We start from the raw sequence: 17,997 nt of genomic DNA, 5'->3' as shown, positions 1-17,997 counted from the left end.
ATACGGGTAGTGGTTGTACCGCAGCCGGCCAGCCCGGCGTTGTAGGACGCCTGCCGGACACCGGGTCTGCGAGACCCGATAGAGCCGGCCGGCGCCCCCGGGTTCCTCAGCCGCGCGGTTCGGGCTTGGGCGGCATGCCGTGCTGGTGCGGACCGTGGTGCGGGCCGTGGCGCGGGCCCATGGCCATGCGCTCGTCGAACACCTTCTGCTGCTCGGGCGTCAACGCGCCATACAGGCGCAGCGTGGCCTCGGCCCGGCGCTCCATCTCGGCCGAGCGCTCGGCGTGCATGGTGCGCATGCGCTCGATGCGCTGCGGCGTGGTCAGCTTGCGCCAGCCCTCGCGGTCCATGCGTTCCTTGGGCGGGCCGGGCGGCAGCATGCTGGCCGTGAACTGGTTCCAGGCGGGTTCCTGTTCGGCCGTGATCTTGAGCTCCTGCTTGAGCCGGGCTTCACGGCGCTCCATGCGCTTGGCCGGGTCGGGGCGCACGTGCTCGCCGGCATGGCGAGCGGGCGCCTCGGCGGGCGGCGGGGAGGCCGGCGGGGTCTGCGCCATGGCGGTGGCGCCCAGGGCGGCCAGGCTGCTGGCCAGCACGATGCGGCGCAAGGAGAAGAGAGAAGAGCGGGTCATCGAGACTTCCTTTCTGTCGGAGAACCACAGCGGCGTGTTGCTCTGCTGTGGGTCCAGTGTCGGACGCGCATGTATCGGCCCCGTGCCGCTTGTCCACTTGTTTGTAAAGTTCTCGCAAGGAAGTTTGCTGCGCGATGCGGTGCCGGCCTGCAACGACAATACGCGGCTTTCCGTGCAACGAGAGCGAACAGTGTTCAAGAACGTGATGGTTTACAAGCTCGGTGGCGACTGGACCGCCACCTGGGAGCAGATCGAGGAGGCGCTCGGCACGCAGCGCTTCGAAGAATGCGGCCCGACGCAGGAACGTTCGGCCGGCTGGGTGCCGCCGCGCGGCGAGGAACACGGCCCGCTGGTCGAGTCCGTGGGCGGCCAGTACCTGCTGCGCCTGATGGTCGAGAGCAAGGCCGTGCCGGCCTCGGTGGTCAAGCGCAAGGCCGAGGAACGCGCCCAGCAGATCGAGGCCACGACCGGCCGCAAGCCCGGCAAGAAGGAGATCCGCGACCTGCGCGAGGAAGCCAAGCAGGCGCTGCTGCCCGTGGCCTTCTCCAAGCGCGGCGCCACCTGGGTCTGGATCGACCCGCAGGCGCGCCGCTTCGTGGTCGACGCGGGCAGCCAGAACCGTGTGGACGAGATCATCAGCCTGCTCGTGAAGGTGCTGGACGGCTTCGTGGTGCAGGAGGTGCACACGGCCACCTCGGCCACGGCCGCGATGTCCGAATGGCTCAGCACGCAGGAGCCGCCGGCCGGTTTCACGATCGACCGCGAATGCGAGCTCAAGGCGACCGACGCGTCCAAGGCTGCGATCCGCTACGCCCACCACCCGCTGGACATCGAGGAGATCCGCCAGCACATCGCCGAGGGCAAGCTGCCGACCAAGCTGGCCATGACCTGGGACGAGCGCGTGTCCTTCGTGCTGACCGAGAGCATGCAGCTGCGCAAGCTGCAGTTCCAGGACGGCGTGTTCGAGAAGACCTCGCAGGAAAAGGAAGACAGCTTCGACGCCGACGCTGCCATCTCCACAGGCGAGATCGGCCGCCTGCTGCCGGGCCTGCTCGAGGCGCTGGGCGGCGAGATCGAGCTCAAGGCCGCGGTGGACACGCCGCTGCCCGCAGCGGCGGCACCGGCCGCGCAGCCGGACACGGAAGACGCGCCGTTCTGAGCGTCAGATCATCGCCAGCGGGGGCTTGCGCGCGGGTGCGGGGTAGCGCTGCGCCAAGCCCGCCTTCACCTCGTCCGTCAGAACGATCTCAGCCGCGGCCAGGTTCTCGCGCAGATGGGCCTCGCCCACGGCCTTGGGGAGTGCATTGACGCCGGGCTGCGCGAGCAACCAGGCCAGTGCGAGTTGCGCCGTGCTGCAGCCCTGCCGTTCGGCCAGGGCCTGCAATGCCGCATCCTCGGCCAGCGCGCCCTGGTCCAGCGGGCTGTAGGCCATCAGCGCCACGCCGTGCGCGCGCAGCCAGGGCAGCAGGCTGTGGGCCGGGCCACGCTCGGTGATCGAGTAGTAGACCTGGTTGGCCGCGCAGGTGTCGCCGCCGGGGACGGACCACAACGCCTGCATGTCGTCCACGTCGAAGTTGCTGACGCCCCAGCGCGCGATGCGGCCGGCCGCGACCAGCGCCTGCAGGGCCTGCACGGTCTCGGCCAGCGGCACGCTGCCGCGCCAGTGCAGCAGGTACAGGTCGAGCCGGTCCACGCCCAGGCGGCGCAGGCTGCGCTCGCAGGCCGCCACCGTGCCCTGGCGGCTCGCGTTGTGCGGATAGACCTTGCTGACGAGGAACAGTTCTTCGCGCCGCAGACCGCCGCGCTGGGCCTCGGCCAGGGCCAGGCCGATCACTTCCTCGGAGCCGCCCTCGCCGTACATCTCGGCCGTGTCGACGAGGCGCCAGCCCATCTCGAGCGCGCTGCGCACGGCCTTGACCTCCAAGGGGCGGCGTACCTTGGATTCGCCGATGCGCCAGGTGCCCAGGCCCAGGGCGGGAAGGGCCGGGCCGGTGCCCGGCAGGGGAATGCTGTGCATGGGGAAGCTCCTTTCGCCCGCATTGTGCGGGCGCACGCTTCACCGGCCCAGCTGCTGCAGTTCCGCCGCCACCTGCTGCCAGGCCACGTCGAAGCCGGGCTGGGCACGCGCACCGGGCTGCGGCTGCAGGCGCAAGGCCATGCGCGTGCCGGCGCCCACGCTGTCGACGAGCGGCACGCCGACCTGGTCCTGGATGGCGGCGGCCACGCCGGCCAGGCCGGCCCCACCGACGATCACGGCCTGCGCGTTCCAGCGCCCGGCGGCTTCCTGGCAGGCCCGCGCCAACAGCGCCCGCGCCCCAGCGGGATCGGCCATGAGCTGCGCGCCCGTGGGGGCCACGGTGTGGATGCCGGCCAGGCTCTGGTGGCCCAGCGCCAGCGCCAGGCGTTCGAGCATGGGCACCCAGCGCGCACCGCCGGTCACGATGGCGAAGCGGCCATGCGCGGCGGCCTCGGCGAACGCGGCCTCGGCCAGGCCCGTGACGGGCACCGGGCTGGCCTCGCGCAGCGCGAACAGGCCAGGGTCGCCGAAGCAGCCGATCAGCACCGCGTCGGGCGCGGCGCCGTCGGGCGCGGCCAGGGCCGCCGCCCAGGCATCGAGCGCGGCGTGCGCGGCGACGGCGTAGCTGGCCTCGCAGGCGATGTAGGGTGCGCCCAGACGCGCCGTGACGCTCCGCACCGCCACGCCGGAACCGGCCTCGCGCTGCACATGCTGCTGCAGCAAGGCCGTGACAGCGGCCGAGGTGTTGGGATTGACGACGAGCAGCTGGCGCATGGTGCTCAGGCAGCGAGCACGGCTGCGAGATCGATCGGCGCGTCCACGGGTGGCGTGAACTCCAGCCGCGCCTCGAGCAGGTCCAGGTGCTTGCGCATGCAGCGGCTGGCCTCGCGCGCATCGCGCAGGCGGATCGCGTCGAGCAGCACGCGGTGCTCGCGGCAGCCGCAGGCCGTGGCTTCTTCGCGCTCCTGCGCATGCAGGCTGCTGAAGGTCATGAGCACGAGCGAGGTGCGCGAGACCAGTTCGCGCAGGATGCGGCCCAGCGTCTGGTGGCCGGCCGCCTGCGCGATGTGCAGGTGGAAGTCGCCGGCCTGGCGGATCGCACGGCGCATGTCGCCGGCGTGGCGCGCGGTTTCCTCGGCCGCGATGCAGTCGGCCAGGCGCTGGATGTCGGCCGGCTGCGCGACCGCGATGAAGCGCTGCACCAGCGTGGGCTCGATCAGGCGGCGCACCTCGAACACCTCGCGCGCCTCCTGCTCGGTGGGCTGGGCCACCGAGGCGCCGCGGTTGGGCGTGAGTGTGACGATCTGCTCGTTGGCCAGGCGCACGAGCACGGGCCGCACGCGCGTGCGCGAGACGCCGAAGGCGCTGGCGATCTTGTCTTCCACGAGCTTGGTGCCGGGCAACAGCTTGTGGTCCAGGATGGCGGAAACCATGCGCTCGTAGATCTCGCTGTCGGAGACTGTGGGCGCCGTGTCGGGGGCAGGCATGGCGCGACTCTATCCCTTGCGCCGGCGTGCCAGCAGCAGGGCCAATCCGATCGCCAGGCCCATCACGAGGAAGGACACGACCGTGGTCACGGTGCCCAGCGCATAGATGGCGGGCGTGGTGACGGTGGAGGTCAGGCCCTGCAGCTCCAGCGGCAGGGTGTTCACGTCGCCGATGGCCTGCGAGGTGCGCGCGATCTCGTCCCACGACAGCGTGAAGCCGAACATGCCGATGCCCACCACCGAGGGCGCGATCAGCGGCAGCACCACCTGGCTGAAGCTCTGCCAGGGCGTGGCACCGAGGTCGCGCGCGGCTTCCTCGTAGCTGGTGTTGAAGCGGTTGAACACGGCGAACATGATCAGCAAACCGAAGGGCAGCGTCCACGTGAGGTGCGCGCCCAGGGCCGAGGTGAACAGGCCCAGCGCCGTGCCGTAGTTCTCCAGCAGGCCTTCCATGCCCAACGCGCCGAGCAACCACTTGATGCCGGTGTCCAGCAGCCGGAACTCCAGGCCGATGCCCAGCGAGACGATGATGGACGGCATGATGAGGCTTGCCACGACGATGTAGAACAGCGCGTTGCCGCCCTTGAGCTTCTTGCGAAAGGCCAGGCCCGCCAGCACCGACAGCACGACGGTGCACACCATCACGGCCGCGCCCAGGCCCAGCGAGCGCCGTAGCGCGGCGCCGATGTCGACCACGCCCAGGCCTTCGGCCAGCTGGCGGAACCAGTGCAGTGAGAGGCCGCGCATCGGGAAGGTGAGGCCGCCCTCGGGGCCCTGGAAGCTCAGCGCCACGATGACGGCCATGGGGCCGTACATGAACAGAACGAACAGGGCGAAGACCGCGGCCAGCGGCCAGAAGCCGGCGGGGCGGGCATCGGAGATTCTTGCCTGCATCACAGTTCCTTGCGGATGTCGACCATGCGCGTCAGCGCCCAGATGATCATGAGCACGGCCGCCAGCAGGATCACCGCGTTGGCCGCGGCCAGCGGGAACTGCAGGTAGGAGGTCTGCACCTGGATGATCTTGCCGACCGAGGCGATCTGCTGGCCGCCCATGACGCCGATGGTCACGAAGTCACCCATCACGATGGTGATGACGAAGATGGAGCCGATGAGGATGCCGGTCTTGCACAGCGGCACGATCACGTTCCACAGCGTCTGCCAGGCGTTGGCGCCGCTGTCGCTGGCGGCCTCCAGCAGGCTGCGGTCGATGCGCATCATGCTGTTGAAGATGGGCACGATCATGAACATTGTGTAGAGGTGCACGAAGGCCAGCGTGACCGAGAAGTCGGAGAACAGCAGCCATTCGAGCGGCTGGTCGATGAGGCCGATGCCCTGCAGGCCCTGGTTGACCAGGCCGTTGCGGCCCAGCAGCGGCACCCACGAGATCATGCGGATCACGTTGCTGGTCCAGAACGGGATGGTGCACAGCACGAACAGCGCCGTCTGCATGCCCGCGCTGCGCACGTGGAAGGCCAGGAAGTACGAGACCGCGAAGCCCAGCACCAGCGTGATGGCCCAGACCAGGAACGAGAATTTGAGCGTGGAGAGGTAGGTCTTGAGCGTGACGCACAGGTCCTCGCTGCCGGCCATGCTGGCCAGGCAGCCCTCGAACACGGTGGCGTAGTTCTTGAAGGTGAAGTCCGGGATCAGCTCGTACTCGTTGAAATCCCACAGGCTGACCATGCCGATCAGCGCCAGCGGGACCAGGAAGAACAGGGCGAAGACCAGCGTGAACGGCGCAGCCTGCCACCAGGCCGCGATCGCGCGGCCTGGCGCCGCCGCGGGGGCACCGTGGGAGGGGGTGGCAGGTGCGCTCATGGGGTCACGCGGCTACGAATTCATTCCACTTCTGGACCATGTAGGTGTTCTCGTCCATGAGCGCGTTCCAGCAGGCGATGCCGCCCATGCGCTGCTCGTAGGAGCCACCGTCGCGCACCGATCCGGCCTTGGCCAGCAGTTCGCCGTTGGGCGCCTTGATGTCCTTCTCGGCTGGCTTGCCTTCCATCCAGTAGGCCCACTCGTAGGCTTCCATCTTGGCCTTGGCGGTGTCGAGCACGGCGCTGTAGTAGCCCTGGCGGTTCAGGTAGGCGCCGGCCCAGCCGTCCAGGAACCAGTTGATGAACTCGTAGGCGCCGTCGAGCTTCCTGCCCGACAGCGTGGACGGCAGGCCGAAGCCGGCGGCCCAGGCGCGGTAGCCTTCCTTGAGCGGCTGGAAGTTGCAGGCGATGCCCTTGGTGCGCACGGCTGTCACGGCGGGACTCCACATGGACTGGATCACCACCTCGCCCGAGGACATCAGGTTGACCGACTCGTTGAAGTCCTTCCACAGCGCGCGGAACTGGCCGGCCTTCTTGGCTTCGATCAAGGTCTTGATCGTGAGGTCGATCTCCTTCTTGGTCATGTTGCCCTTGTCGGGATACTTGTACAGGCCCTTGGCCTCCACCACCATGGCCGCGTCCATGATGCCGATGGAGGGGATGTTCAGGATCGCGGCCTTGCCCTTGAACTCGGGGTTCAGCAGTTCGGCCCAGGAGTCGATCGGGCGCTTGATCAGGTCGGGTCGGATGCCCAGCGTGTCGGCGTTGTAGACCGTGGGGATCAGGCTCATGAACTGCGTGGGGCTCTTGGCGAACACCTTGCTCTTCTCGCCCTCCAGGAAGATCACCTTCTTGGGTGCCGTGCCCTGGTCGCCCACGGCCTTGCCGCCCACGGTGCCGGTGGTGAACAGCGTGGTGATCTTGTCGGCGTTCTTGATCTTCTTGGTGTCGATGCCCTTCAGGTTGCCGGTGGGCACGATCTTCTTGAGCGAGAAGTACTCGGTGTCGATCAGGTCGAAGCTGTTGGGCGCGGTGACGGCGCGCTTGGTCACGTCGTCGGTGGTCACGGCCACGTACTGGATGGTGATGCCGGTGTCGGCCTTGAACTTCTCGGCGATGGCCTTGTCCTGGTTCACGGCCGTGCCCAGGTAGCGCAGCACGATGGGCTCCTGCGCGTGCACGAAGGGCGCGGTGCCCGTGGCCAGGATGCCGGCCGTGCCCTTGAGCAGGGCGCGGCGCTGCAGGCCGCAGGAAGTGGTGTTCTCGGACATGGGTCGTCTCTCCAATCGATGGCGGGGGTGGATGAAAGGGGAATCAGGCGGCGAGTGCGTGCGCGTGCGACGTGGCCCAGGACAGGCGCACGTGTTCGCCCAGGGCGTAGGGGCGGTCGGCGAAGACCGATTCGGGCAGCATCACCGAGACGCCGGTGCGCGCGTCGGCGTTCTCGGCATCCAGGCCCAGCAGCACGTAGGTGCCCTGGTACTCGACATCGGTGACGGTGGCAGCGATGCCCTCGCCATCGACCTCGATGCGCATGTGGTCGTTGCGCACGGCGATCTTGCCGGTCGGCGTCTGCAGCACGTTGTGCCCGCCCATGAAGCGTGCGATGAATTCGGTGGCCGGCTTGTTGTAGACCTCGTGCGGTGAACCGACCTGCTCGATCAGGCCGTGGTTCATGACGACCATGGTGTCGGCCAGCGCCATCGCCTCTTCCTGCGAGTGCGTCACGTGGATGAAGGTCAGGCCCAGCTCCTTCTGCCAGCGGCGCAGCTCGGCGCGCATCTGGATGCGCAGGAAGGGGTCGAGCGCGGAGAGCGGCTCGTCCAGCAGCAGCACCTTGGGCTGGGTGATCAGCGCACGTGCGAGTGCCACACGCTGCTGCTGGCCGCCCGAGAGTTCGCCGGGCTTGCGCTGCGCGAGGTGGCCCATGGCCACGCGTTCCAGCAGGTCCTGCGCCTTGGCCTGGCGCTCGGCCTTGGCCACGCCCTTCATCTTGAGGCTGAAGGCCACGTTGTCCAGCGCCGTGAGGTGCGGGAACAGCGCGAAGCTCTGGAACATCATGGCCGTGCCGCGTGCGGCCGCGGGCAGGTCGGTGATGTTGCGGTCCTCCAGCAGCACGTCGCCGCTGCTCACGGTTTCGTGGCCCGCGATCATGCGCAGCGTGGTGCTCTTGCCGCAGCCCGACGGCCCCAGCAGGCAGCAGTAGCTGCCGCTGGCAATGCGCAGGTCGATGCTGTCCACGGCGGGCTGCCCCTGCGCATAGCGCTTGGTCAGGGCCACGAGTTCCACGGCCACGGGCCGGGGCGCGCTGCTGGGGGAGGGGGCGGCAGGAGGCATGGGCAGGCCGTACGCAAAGCCCATGCCATGTTTGTACGCAAGGACCGGACCGAAATGCGTACAAAGAGCACCCGAAGAAGTGCGTACAAAGCCGCCAGCGCACGCGCGCTTGGTGCGTGCTGTCCGCCTTGGTGCTGCTTTCTTCGGGTTACAGAAGTTGCATGCGTCTTTTGCGGTTTCTCCGGCAGCTTCCCCTAGGATGGAGTTTTGATCGGAGAACGCCCAGTGGCCCTGCAATCCCCCTTTTTCGGCAAGCGTGAGAACGAGCCCCTGAACACCCGGCCGAGCACGTTCAACAACACCTCGGCGTTGCAGCCCTCGTCCTCTTCCACCACTTCGTCCAGCAGCAACATGGCCTCTTCCGCGACCACCCCGTCGGCGCCCGGCAGCAGCGCCAGCGCCCCCGTCAGCGCCGCCACGCAGGAGCCCGGCAGCAAGCTCATCGTCGGCCCCAACATCAAGCTCAAGGGCGTGGAGATCACGGACTGCGACACGCTGGTGGTCGAGGGCACGGTCGAGGCCACGATGGACTCGCGCATGATGCAGATCGCGGAGCAGGGCGCATTCAAGGGCTCGGCCGAGGTCGACCTGGCCGAGATCCGCGGCGCCTTCGACGGTGACCTCGTGGTGCGCGAGAAGCTCGTGGTGTACGCCACGGGCAAGGTCAACGGCAAGATCCGCTACGGCAAGGTCGTGATCGAGGAAGGCGGCCAGATCTCGGGCGAGATCAGCTTCGGCGCGGGCGCTGCCAAGAGCAGCAAGCCGGCACTGGCTGCGGCCTGATCTTCTCGGCCTTCTCCAACGGCAAACGCCGACCCTCGGGTCGGCGTTTTTCGTTGGGCGGTGGCCGCGTCAGGCCGGCAGCGTGGGGTAGTCGGTGTAGCCTTCGGCACCGCCGCCGTACATGGTGGCGCGGTCGGGCACCTGCAGCGGGGCGCGCTCGCGCAGGCGGCGCACCAGGTCGGGGTTGGCGATGAAGGGCCGGCCGAAGGCCACGAGGTCGGCGCCGTCGGCCAGGGCCTCATCGGCGAGATGGCGGTCGTAGCCGTTGTTGACCATCCAGGCGGCCTTGCCGCCTGCAGCCCGGTAGGCGGCCTTGAGCTTGCGGTAGTCGAAGGGCCGGTCGTCGATCTCGCGCGGGCCGCCCGTGGCGCCCTCGATCACGTGGATGTAGGCCAGGCCCAGCGGCGCGAGCTCGGCCAACAGGGCTTCGAACAGCGGTTGCGGATCGGGGTCGGAAATGCCGTTGGCCGGCGTGACGGGCGAGATGCGCAGGCCCACGCGGCCGGCGCCGATCTCGGCCGCCACCGCACGCACCACCTCGAGCGGGAAGCGGATGCGGTTGGCGATGCTGCCGCCGTAGTGGTCGGTGCGGTGGTTGGCACCGAGCTTCATGAACTGGTCGAGCAGGTAGCCGTTGGCACCGTGGATCTCCACGCCGTCGAAGCCGCTGTCCAGGGCAGCGCGCGCGGCCTTGCGGAAGTCATCGACGATGCCGGGCAATTCCTCGGCCGCCAGCGCGCGCGGCGTGGAGGTGGCCTCGAAGCCGCCCTGGCCATTGCGGATCAGGTAGGTCTTGGTGGCGGCGGGGATGGCCGATGGCGCCACGGGCGCCTGGCCGTCGGCCTGCAGTTCGGTGTGCGAGACGCGGCCCACATGCCAGAGCTGCGTGACGATCTTGCCGCCTGCGGCATGCACGGCGGCCGTGACCTTGCGCCAGCCTTCCAACTGCTCGGGCGCGTACAGGCCCGGCACGTCGGCATAGCCCTGGCCCTGCTGGCTGATGGCCGTGCCCTCGCTGACGATCAGGCCGGCGCTGGCGCGCTGGCGGTAGTACTCCACGGCCAGCGGGCCGGGAACGGCGCGCGGGGAACGGTTGCGCGTGAGCGGGGCCATGACGATGCGGTTGGCCAGCGCCAGGCTGCCCGCATGGGTGGGCTCGAACAAGGAAGACATGCACTCTCCGTTGGATTTGATTCTTGGCCACCCCAGAGTGCCGGAGCGGACGAGGCGTGCAGATCGGGGCGGCGCCGCCATCTTCAAGATGGCGGCCGCCCCGTTACATCGACTTACTTGGCCAGGCCTTCGGCCTTGAGCGCTTCCTGCACGGCGGGACGCGCAGCGACGCGGGCCATGAAGGCGGCCACGTTGGGGAAGGCCGAGAGGTCCACACCGGTGGGCTTGGCCCAGTTGGTGACGGTGAACAGGTAGGCGTCGGCGACCGTGAAGTTTTCGCCCGTCAGGTAGTCCTTGCCGGCCAGCTGCTCGTCGACCCACTTGTAGCGGGACACCAGCTTCTCACGCACCGTGGTTTTGTATTCCTCGGGCGTCGTGGGATAGAAGAGCGGGCTGTAGCCCTTGTGCAGTTCGGTGCCGATGAAGGTCAGCAGCGACTGCAGGCGGTAGCGTGCCAGCGTGCCGTTGGCCGGGGCCAGGTTCTTGAGCGGGGCCTGGTCGGCGATGTATTGCACGATGGCCGGGCCTTCGGCCAGGCGCGTGCCGTCGTCCAGCTCCAGCAGCGGCACATAGCCCAGCGGGTTGATGGTGTAGTAATCGGTGCCGTCGTCGAGCTTGTGCGTCTTGGTCGGGGCCTTCACGGCTTCGAACGCGAGGCCGGCTTCGCGCAGCACGATGTGCGGGGACAGCGAGCAGGCACCAGGGGAGTAATACAGCTTCATGGCGTGTTTCCGAAAGGTTTGGAAGCGTTGTGCCGCCAGCACCGGGAGACCGCGTGGCGGCGCCCGAAAAAGGGCCGCGCGATTGTCCTACACCCCCCGTTGACGGAGGCTGATGCAGGCGCAAAGCCCGTGTTTCTACATTGCCTCCAAGCGCGGCGCCGCCGCCATTCGAGGAGAGTCGACATGTTGAAGTGGGCCATCATCTTTGCGCTGATCGCATTGGTTGCCGGGGGCTTGGGTTTCGGTGGTGTGGCTGCGGGTGCGGCCGGCATCGCCAAGGTGCTGTTCGGCCTGTTCCTGATCCTGGCCGTGGTGTTCGTCGTGCTGGCCGCCCTGGGCGTGGGCGCGGCCAAGAAGATCCTGGACTGAGCCGTGCAATCTGTTCCCGAAGGCCTGGGCAACCAGCGCTACGCGCAGCTGCAGCAGTGGCTGCACAGCCCGCTGCAGCGCGTGCAGCGCATCCTGCTCGTGACGGCTGCCGATTGGTGGCCCGACGGGCAGGTGCCGCAGACGCGCAAGGACGCCGGGCGCGCGGCCCGCGCGCACCGTGAACGCGAGCATGCGCGCACGCTGCGCGGCCGCCGCCACGCCTGAGCTTCCCATGCTGTCGTCCATCGACGTCCAGCTCGTCTACGAGGTGGAAGAGCCCACGCATTTGTGCCTGCACCTGCAGGTGGCCGACCATCCCGACCAGCATCTGCGCGAGGAACGCCTGCAGGTGGAGCCTGCGCTGCCCTTGCACGACTACCGCGATCCGGTGAAGGGCAACCGCTTCGTGCGCTTCGATGCGCCCAAGGGGCCTGTGCACGTGCATTACCAGGCCGAGGTCGAGCTGCACTATGCGCTGCCGGCGCCGGACCTGGGCGAGTCCCCTGTGAACCGCATCCCCGACGAGGTGCTGCACTTCCTGTCGCCCACGCGCTATTGCGAATCCGACCTGCTGGGCAATGCCGCGCAGCAGCTGTTCTGCAAGGCGCCGGCGGGCCTCGCGCGCGTGCAGGCCATCAGCGACTGGATCCACGACAACATCGCCTACACGCCGGGCTCCAGCGACGCGACCACCACGGCGCAGCAGATCTTCGTGCAGCGCCAGGGGGTGTGCCGCGATTTCGCCCACCTGGGCGTGACCTTCTGCCGCGCGCTCAACATCCCCGCGCGCCTGGTGGCGGGCTACGTCTACTTCGACGAGCCGCCGCAGGATTTCCACGCCGTCTTCGAGGCCTGGCTGGATGGCCGCTGGGTGCTGTTCGATCCCACGCGCATGGCGCCCGTGGAACGCCTGGTGCGCGTGGGCACGGGCCGCGACGCCAAGGACGTGGCCTTCGCCACGCTGTTCGGAAAGGCCAGCCTCACGCGCAAGGACATCGTCGTGCGCGAGAGTGCCGGGGCCACTGCCGCGCCGACAGGCCAGCCGCTGCTGCGCGCCGTGGCCTGATCAGCCGCCAGCCGCACGCGCGGCCTGGCGGAACGCGCTCGGGCTCATGCCCGCGTGCTCGCGGAACACGCGCGCGAAGTGCGACATGTTCGAGAAGCCCCAGGACAGCGCGATGTCGGTGATCGAACGGCCTGCCGCGGGGCTTTGCCGCAACTCCTGGATGCAGGCCTGCAGCCGCTGCTGCTGGATGTAGCTGGCCAGCGTCTGGTCGCCCTGGGCGAAGGCGTTGTGCAGATGGCGCTTGCTGCAGTTGAGCGCGGCCGCGATCTGCTCGATGGACAGCAGCGGGTCGCGCAGGTGGCGCGCCACATGGTCGCGGATGCGGTCGCGCAGCGCCTCCTTGAGCGTCACGGCCGTGCCCTGGCCTGCGAGTTCGAGCAGCGAGAGCTGCACCAGCTGCATGATGAGTTCGCCCGCGCCGCGCGCGGCCGTCTCGCTCATCGCGGGCAACTCCAGGTAGGTGTTGCGCATGGTCTCCAGCGCCACGCGCGAGATGCCGTGGGCCCCGCCCACATGCCGGGCCATGAGCGGATCGAGCCGCACGCCGCGCTCGGCCATCTGCCGCTTGGGCAGCATCACGATCAGGTGCTCGGTGGGCGCGGGGTTGTCGATGGCGTAGCCGTGCGTGGTGTCGTAGATGATCCAGCCGCCGGCCTGGGCGCGGGCCTTGCGGCCCTGCTGCTCGACCTCGGCGCTGCCCTGCCAGGGGGCGACGATCTTGAGGTAGCCGGCGGCGTCGCGGCGCGCCATCTGCGGTGTGCGCAACACACGGTGCCGGCCGGCCTCCAGCCGCGTGAGCACCACGTCGCCGGCGCGCGAGGCCGACAGCCGGCCGTCGAAATCGCTGTCGCCGTAGAGGTCGGAGTCCAGGCCGCCGAAATGGCGCCAGATCCATTCGCGCCATTGCGGCGCCCGGTCGCGCGGGGCGACCGCGTCGGTGCTCAGCAGCAGGGACGGGGTCATCGGCTTCTCCGGCAAGGGAACGGGCCGCGATGATAGGCGGCGCGGCCCGGCATGCGGGCATGATCCCGGGTTAACCCTGGGGCCCGTGCACGCTGGTGTCAGCATCGCGTGCACGCTGCGCACAGCGCGCGCGGGGGCGTCTTCCTACGATCCGGGGCACCGATCCTGAGGAGACGAGACCATGAGCACACACTCCCGCCGCCGCGTGCTGCAAGGCGCGGCCGCCGCGCTCGCCAGCGCGGCCTTCGCGCCTGCGCTGCGCGCCCAATCCGCGCCCGTGCGCATCGGCTACGCCATGGCCCGCACCGGCCCCTGGGCGCCCGGTGCCCAGGTCAGCCAAGAGCCCAACTACCTGCTGTGGGCCGAGCAGGTGAATGCCGCGGGCGGCCTGGACGTGAAGGGGACCAAGCGCCCGGTCGAGCTGCTGAGCGTGGACGACCGCAGCGACATCGAGACCTGCGTGCGCAGCTACCAGAAGCTCATGGGCAGCGACAAGGTCGACCTGATCCTGCCGCCCTGGGGCAGCAACGCCAACTTCGCGATCGCGCCGCTGGCGCAGCGGTTCGGCTACCCGATGCTGGCGCCCACGGCGCTGTCGCGCAAGCTGATCGACATGAACCTGTCGTTCTTCTTCTCCATCCTGCAGCAGCCCGACCGCATGATGGGCGCGCTGGTGGACATGCTGGTGGCCAGCGGCGTGAAGACCATCGCCATCGTCTACATGGACGACCTGTTCGGGCTGGAGAACTTCGCGGCGCTCAACAACGCGCTCAAGAAGACCTCGATCCAGGTGCTGGAGCGCAAGAGCTACCCGCTGGGCGTGAAGGACCTCTCGCCCGTGCTGCGCGGCATCAAGGAGCAGAACCCCGACGCCTTCATCGGCATCACCTACCCGCCCGACACCATCCTCGCAAGCAAGCAGGCCAAAGAGGTGGGCTTCAACCCGAAGTTCTTCTACGCCTCGGTGGGCACGGCGTTCCAGCTCTACCGCAACGTGATCACGGCGCCGGGGGCCGAGGGCGTGCTGGGCATGGGCTCTTGGAACAGCAAGACCAGCGCGGGCGCCAAGGCCTACTTCGATGCGCACACCAAACGCTTCGAGGGCAAGGAGCCGGACCGCTGGGCCAGCGGCCATTGCTGGGCGGCGCTGGAGATCCTGCAGGCGGCTGTGGCCAAGGCCGGGCTGGACCGCAAGGCCATCCGCGACTACGTGGCCGGCACCACGCACAAGACCATCATCGGCGACGTGAAGTTCACTGGCAGCGAGAACACCGCCACGCCGGGCAGCGTGGGCCAGTGGCAGAACGGCGAGTTCGAGGTGGTGTGGCCGGCGTCCATGGCCACGGCCAAGCTGAATCCGAACAAGCCGGCGTGGAAGTGACGTGTCGTCGACAGCCTGGTTCGAACTGATCGCCAGCGGCCTCATCACGGGCGGCATCTACGCGCTCGTGGGCCTGGGGCTGAACCTGCAGTACGGCCTCATGCGCATCCTGAACATCGCGCATGGCGAGTTCCTGATGCTGGGCGCCTACGCGACCTGGATGGCGCACACGCTCCTGGGCTGGTCGCCGCTGGCCGTGCTGCCGCTGGCCTTCGCGGGCCTGCTGCTGGTGGGCCTGGTGGTGCACGCCCTGACCTTCCGCAAGCTTGCGGCGCAGGCGCCCAACGTGGACGTGTTCGAGGCCCGCGGGCTCATGGTGGCCTTCGGCCTGATGTTCCTGGTGCAGAACTTCGCCAGCTGGGCCTGGGGCGGCGACCTGCGCGGCTACGACTACCTGACCACGCCGGTGGCGATCGGCGGCGCGCAGTTCGCGGCCAACAAGCTCGTGGTGTTCGGCCTGGCTCTCGTGTTCGCGCTGGCGCTGATGGCGCTGCTGCGCTTCACGCTGCTGGGCAAGGGCGTGCGCGCGCTGATGCAGTCGCCCACGGGCGCGCAGCTGGTGGGCATCGACACCCGGCGGCTGCACCCGCTGATGTTCGGCGTGGGCCTGGGGCTGTCGGGCGTGGCGGGTTGCCTGCTGTCCATGGCCTACACGATCACGCCGTCCATGGGCGAACCCTACACGGTGACGGCGCTGATCGTGATCACGCTGGGGGGCTTCGGCAGCATGGGCGGTGCGCTGGCGGGCGGCTTGCTGCTGGGCGTGATCGAGGCCCTGGGCATGCACTTCACGAACCCCTCGCTCAAGTCGCTGCTGTCGTACGGCGTGTTCATCGCCGTGCTGCTCTGGAAACCCAACGGACTGTTTGCAAAACGATGAAGCGCGACTGGATTCTTCTGGCGGGGCTCACGCTGGCCGCGGCGCTGCTGCCCGGCATCGCGAGCGCGTTCCTGCTCTCGCTGGCGCTGACCTGCCTCATGTACGTGGCGCTGGCCTCGAGCTGGAGCCTGTTCTGCGGCAGCACGCGCTACCTCTCGCTGGCGACCGCGGCCTTCTTCGGCATCGGCGCCTACACCAGCGCCCTGGTGCTGGAGAGCCTGCCCTGGCTCGCGGCCGTGGGCCTGGGCGCGCTGGTGGCGGCGGCCATCGCGCTGGTGATGGGCCTGGCCGTGCTGCACCTGCGCGGCACCTACTTCGCAGTGCTGACCTTCGGCATGACCGAGCTGATCCGCCATGCCGTGACCTACTTCGAAAAGCAGGTCACGGGCACGGTGGGCCGCGTGCTGGTGGTGGTGCCCGAGGAGACGACGGTCTACTACACGGTGCTGGGGATCGCCGCCAGCGCCGTGGCCACGGCCATCGTGGTGCGGCGGCGGCGCTTCGGCCTCGCGCTCACGGGCATCGGCTTCGACGAGCAGCGCGCGCAGACGCTGGGCGTGGACACGCGGTTCGTGAAGACGCTGGGCTTCGCGCTGACCGCCGCCTTCGCCGGTGCCATCGGCGCGGCGATGGCCGTGCGCTGGACCTACATCGACCCGGTCACGGTCTTCAACCCCTTCATCGGTTTCCAGACCGTGCTGATCGCGTTGATCGGCGGCGCGGCCACGCTGTGGGGGCCGCTGGTCGCGGCCGTGGTGTTCAGCGTGCTGGCCGAGACGCTGCGGCTGCAGCTGCCGCAGGCCTACATGGTGGCGCTGGGACTGCTGCTGATCCTGTCGGTCATGTACCTGCCCGACGGCCTGGGCAGCCTGCGCTGGGCGCAGGTGCGCGGCTGGTTCCGCCGGGAGCATGTCCATGGCTGAGCGACTGCTGCAGGCCCGCGCCGTCACGGTGCGCTTCGGCGGCCTGACGGCCGTGGACGCGGTGGACGCCACGTTCGACGCGGGAGAGCTGGTCGGCATCATCGGCCCCAACGGCGCGGGCAAGACCACCTTCTTCAACGCGATCTCGGGCGTGCAGCCACCCACCAGTGGCGCGCTGCTGCTGGGTGGGCACGACCTCGCAGGGCAGGGCCCGCACCGCTTCGCGGCCCAGGGTGTGGCGCGCACCTTCCAGACGCCGCGCGTGTTCGGCGGCCTGCGCGTGCGCGAGAACGTGGACTTCGGCCTGCAGTTCGCGGGCCGGGGCCGACATGCCGTGCCGGCCTTGGCCGATGCGTCCAGCATTCTTGCGCTGATCGGCCTGTCGGCCCAGGCGGAGCTGCCCGCTGCGGCCGTCACGCCGGCCCAGCAGCGCTTGCTGGAGATCGGCATGGCCCTGGCCACGCGGCCCCGCCTGCTGCTGCTCGACGAGGTGGCGGCCGGGCTGACCGAGGCCGAGGTCGAGGCCATGGCCCGGCTGATCGGCCGCTTGCGCGGCGAGCTGGGCCTGGCGGTGGTCTGGATCGAGCATGCGGTCACCACGCTGCTGCGCCACGTGGAGCGCGTGCTGGTGCTGCACCAGGGCCGCAAGATCGCGGACGGCACGCCGGCCGAGGTCACGCGCAACGCCGAGGTCATCGAGGCCTACCTGGGCGACGAGGTGGCGGCATGACGGCCTCTCTCAAGATTCAAGGCCTGGGCGCCGGCTACGGCGGCTTCAACGTGCTGCGGTCCATCGACCTGGAAGTCGGCTCCGGCCTCACGGTGATCCTGGGCCCCAACGGCGCCGGCAAGACCACGCTGCTCAAGGCCCTGGCCGGGCTGATCCCGCGCACCGGCACCGTGCTGCTGGACGACACCTTGTTGCCCGTGCGCCAGAGCGGCGTGGCCGTGCGCCGCGGCATGGCGCTGGTGGCCGAGGGGCGCCAGCTGTTCCCGCAGATGACCGTCACCGAGAACCTGGAGCTGGGCGGCTGGCTCAGCACCAAGGCCCAGCGCGCCGAACGCCTGCGCCAGGCCTTGGCCGACTTCCCACGCCTGGCCGAGCGCGCCCAGCAGCTGGCCGGCACCATGAGTGGCGGCGAACAGCAGATGGTGGCCGTGGCGCGGGCCATGATGAGCGCGCCGCGCCTCCTGATGCTGGACGAGCCCTCGCTGGGCCTGGCGCCGCGCATGGTCGACGAGCTGCTGGGCATCGCACGCCGCATCGCCGACGCCGGCACCACGGTGCTGCTGGTCGAGCAGAACGTGAAGAAGGCCCTGGCCGTGGCCGACCGCGCCCATGTGCTGGAGCGCGGTGCGCTCGTGGCCGGCGGGCCGGCCGCCGAGATCGCGCAATCCGACATCGTCCGCCACGCCTACCTCGGTGTGGCCACCGCTTGAGAAAAGGAG

Annotated in this window: 21 protein-coding genes; 10 read left to right on the top strand and 11 right to left on the bottom strand. The window is 69.3% G+C overall.

The genetic code is table 11. The features are described 5' to 3' along the window. Positions 1–106: 106 nt before the first annotated feature. Entirely contained in the window at positions 107–628 is a 522-nt protein-coding gene (locus tag IE209_RS12770; RefSeq protein ID WP_189687333.1) for a Spy/CpxP family protein refolding chaperone, read from the bottom strand. Between the two features lie 190 nt (positions 629–818). Here IE209_RS12770 and IE209_RS12765 point away from each other — a divergent pair, with 190 nt between their 5' ends. Then, entirely contained in the window at positions 819–1,787 is a 969-nt protein-coding gene (locus IE209_RS12765; protein ID WP_189687332.1) for a recombination-associated protein RdgC, read from the top strand. Between the two features lie 3 nt (positions 1,788–1,790). On the opposite strand, the gene IE209_RS12760 is transcribed toward IE209_RS12765, so the two are convergent. From IE209_RS12760 to IE209_RS12730, 7 genes are read right to left on the bottom strand one after another with little or no spacing between them, the layout of a single operon-like run. After that, a complete protein-coding gene (locus tag IE209_RS12760) occupies positions 1,791–2,645 on the bottom strand; it encodes an aldo/keto reductase (RefSeq protein ID WP_189687331.1) in 855 nt (284 codons plus the stop codon). A 39-nt stretch (positions 2,646–2,684) separates the two neighbouring features. Further along, positions 2,685–3,419 (bottom strand): aspartate/glutamate racemase family protein, encoded by a 735-nt coding sequence (locus IE209_RS12755; protein WP_189687330.1) that lies wholly within the window; start codon positions 3,417–3,419, stop codon positions 2,685–2,687. A 5-nt stretch (positions 3,420–3,424) separates the two neighbouring features. Beyond that, entirely contained in the window at positions 3,425–4,132 is a 708-nt protein-coding gene (locus IE209_RS12750; RefSeq protein ID WP_189687329.1) for a GntR family transcriptional regulator, read from the bottom strand. A 9-nt stretch (positions 4,133–4,141) separates the two neighbouring features. Further along, entirely contained in the window at positions 4,142–5,026 is an 885-nt protein-coding gene (locus tag IE209_RS12745; RefSeq protein WP_189687328.1) for an ABC transporter permease, read from the bottom strand. Further along, on the bottom strand, positions 5,026–5,952 hold the full coding sequence (locus tag IE209_RS12740; protein ID WP_189687327.1) for an ABC transporter permease: 927 nt from the start codon (positions 5,950–5,952) through the stop codon (positions 5,026–5,028). The genes IE209_RS12745 and IE209_RS12740 overlap by 1 nt, the downstream gene beginning before the upstream one ends. Positions 5,953–5,956: 4 nt before the next feature. Beyond that, positions 5,957–7,222 carry an ABC transporter substrate-binding protein gene (locus tag IE209_RS12735; protein ID WP_189687326.1) on the bottom strand — a complete coding sequence of 422 codons (1,266 nt, stop codon included), beginning with the start codon at positions 7,220–7,222 and terminating at the stop codon, positions 5,957–5,959. 43 nt (positions 7,223–7,265) lie between these two features. Continuing rightward, entirely contained in the window at positions 7,266–8,288 is a 1,023-nt protein-coding gene (locus IE209_RS12730) for an ABC transporter ATP-binding protein (RefSeq protein ID WP_189687325.1), read from the bottom strand. A 225-nt stretch (positions 8,289–8,513) separates the two neighbouring features. On the opposite strand from IE209_RS12730, the gene IE209_RS12725 reads away from it, so the two are divergent. Then, complete coding sequence (locus tag IE209_RS12725; RefSeq protein WP_189687324.1) at positions 8,514–9,071, top strand: bactofilin family protein; 558 nt, start codon at positions 8,514–8,516, stop codon at positions 9,069–9,071. Positions 9,072–9,140: 69 nt separating this feature from the next. Here the strand turns inward: IE209_RS12725 and IE209_RS12720 are convergent, their stop codons facing one another. Then, a complete protein-coding gene (locus IE209_RS12720; RefSeq protein ID WP_189687323.1) occupies positions 9,141–10,244 on the bottom strand; it encodes an alkene reductase in 1,104 nt (367 codons plus the stop codon). 113 nt (positions 10,245–10,357) lie between these two features. Continuing rightward, on the bottom strand, positions 10,358–10,966 hold the full coding sequence (gstA, locus tag IE209_RS12715; protein WP_189687322.1) for a glutathione transferase GstA: 609 nt from the start codon (positions 10,964–10,966) through the stop codon (positions 10,358–10,360). A gap of 183 nt (positions 10,967–11,149) precedes the next feature. Between gstA and IE209_RS12710 the strand changes: the two genes are divergently transcribed. Genes IE209_RS12710 through IE209_RS12700 form a run of 3 tightly spaced genes read left to right on the top strand, consistent with a single transcriptional unit; the run spans position 11,150 to position 12,401 of the window. After that, positions 11,150–11,335 (top strand): DUF1328 family protein, encoded by a 186-nt coding sequence (locus tag IE209_RS12710; protein WP_056663631.1) that lies wholly within the window; start codon positions 11,150–11,152, stop codon positions 11,333–11,335. 3 nt (positions 11,336–11,338) lie between these two features. Beyond that, on the top strand, positions 11,339–11,560 hold the full coding sequence (locus IE209_RS12705; RefSeq protein WP_189687321.1) for a hypothetical protein: 222 nt from the start codon (positions 11,339–11,341) through the stop codon (positions 11,558–11,560). Positions 11,561–11,567: 7 nt separating this feature from the next. Then, entirely contained in the window at positions 11,568–12,401 is an 834-nt protein-coding gene (locus IE209_RS12700; protein WP_189687320.1) for a transglutaminase-like domain-containing protein, read from the top strand. On the opposite strand, the gene IE209_RS12695 is transcribed toward IE209_RS12700, so the two are convergent. After that, positions 12,402–13,364: an AraC-like ligand-binding domain-containing protein gene (locus IE209_RS12695; protein WP_189687319.1), complete on the bottom strand. Its 963-nt coding sequence runs from the start codon at positions 13,362–13,364 to the stop codon at positions 12,402–12,404. A gap of 181 nt (positions 13,365–13,545) precedes the next feature. On the opposite strand from IE209_RS12695, the gene IE209_RS12690 reads away from it, so the two are divergent. The 5 genes from IE209_RS12690 to IE209_RS12670 are packed head-to-tail and all read left to right on the top strand — an operon-like array spanning position 13,546 to position 17,988. Further along, positions 13,546–14,745, top strand: coding sequence for an amino acid ABC transporter substrate-binding protein (locus IE209_RS12690; protein ID WP_189687318.1), 1,200 nt, complete (start codon positions 13,546–13,548; stop codon positions 14,743–14,745). A gap of 1 nt (position 14,746) precedes the next feature. Further along, on the top strand, positions 14,747–15,625 hold the full coding sequence (locus IE209_RS12685; protein WP_189687317.1) for a branched-chain amino acid ABC transporter permease: 879 nt from the start codon (positions 14,747–14,749) through the stop codon (positions 15,623–15,625). Further along, a complete protein-coding gene (locus tag IE209_RS12680; RefSeq protein ID WP_189687316.1) occupies positions 15,622–16,548 on the top strand; it encodes a branched-chain amino acid ABC transporter permease in 927 nt (308 codons plus the stop codon). Before IE209_RS12685 ends, IE209_RS12680 begins: the two co-directional genes overlap by 4 nt. After that, positions 16,541–17,278 carry an ABC transporter ATP-binding protein gene (locus IE209_RS12675; RefSeq protein ID WP_189687315.1) on the top strand — a complete coding sequence of 246 codons (738 nt, stop codon included), beginning with the start codon at positions 16,541–16,543 and terminating at the stop codon, positions 17,276–17,278. Before IE209_RS12680 ends, IE209_RS12675 begins: the two co-directional genes overlap by 8 nt. Beyond that, positions 17,275–17,988 (top strand): ABC transporter ATP-binding protein, encoded by a 714-nt coding sequence (locus IE209_RS12670; protein WP_189687314.1) that lies wholly within the window; start codon positions 17,275–17,277, stop codon positions 17,986–17,988. Before IE209_RS12675 ends, IE209_RS12670 begins: the two co-directional genes overlap by 4 nt. The last annotated feature ends 9 nt before the right edge of the window (positions 17,989–17,997 follow it).

Source organism: Pseudorhodoferax aquiterrae (assembly GCF_014652235.1).
Classification (GTDB): domain Bacteria; phylum Pseudomonadota; class Gammaproteobacteria; order Burkholderiales; family Burkholderiaceae_C; genus Pseudorhodoferax; species Pseudorhodoferax aquiterrae.
Note: the sequence above shows the minus strand (reverse complement) of the source record. Positions and strands in the feature narration are given on the sequence as shown.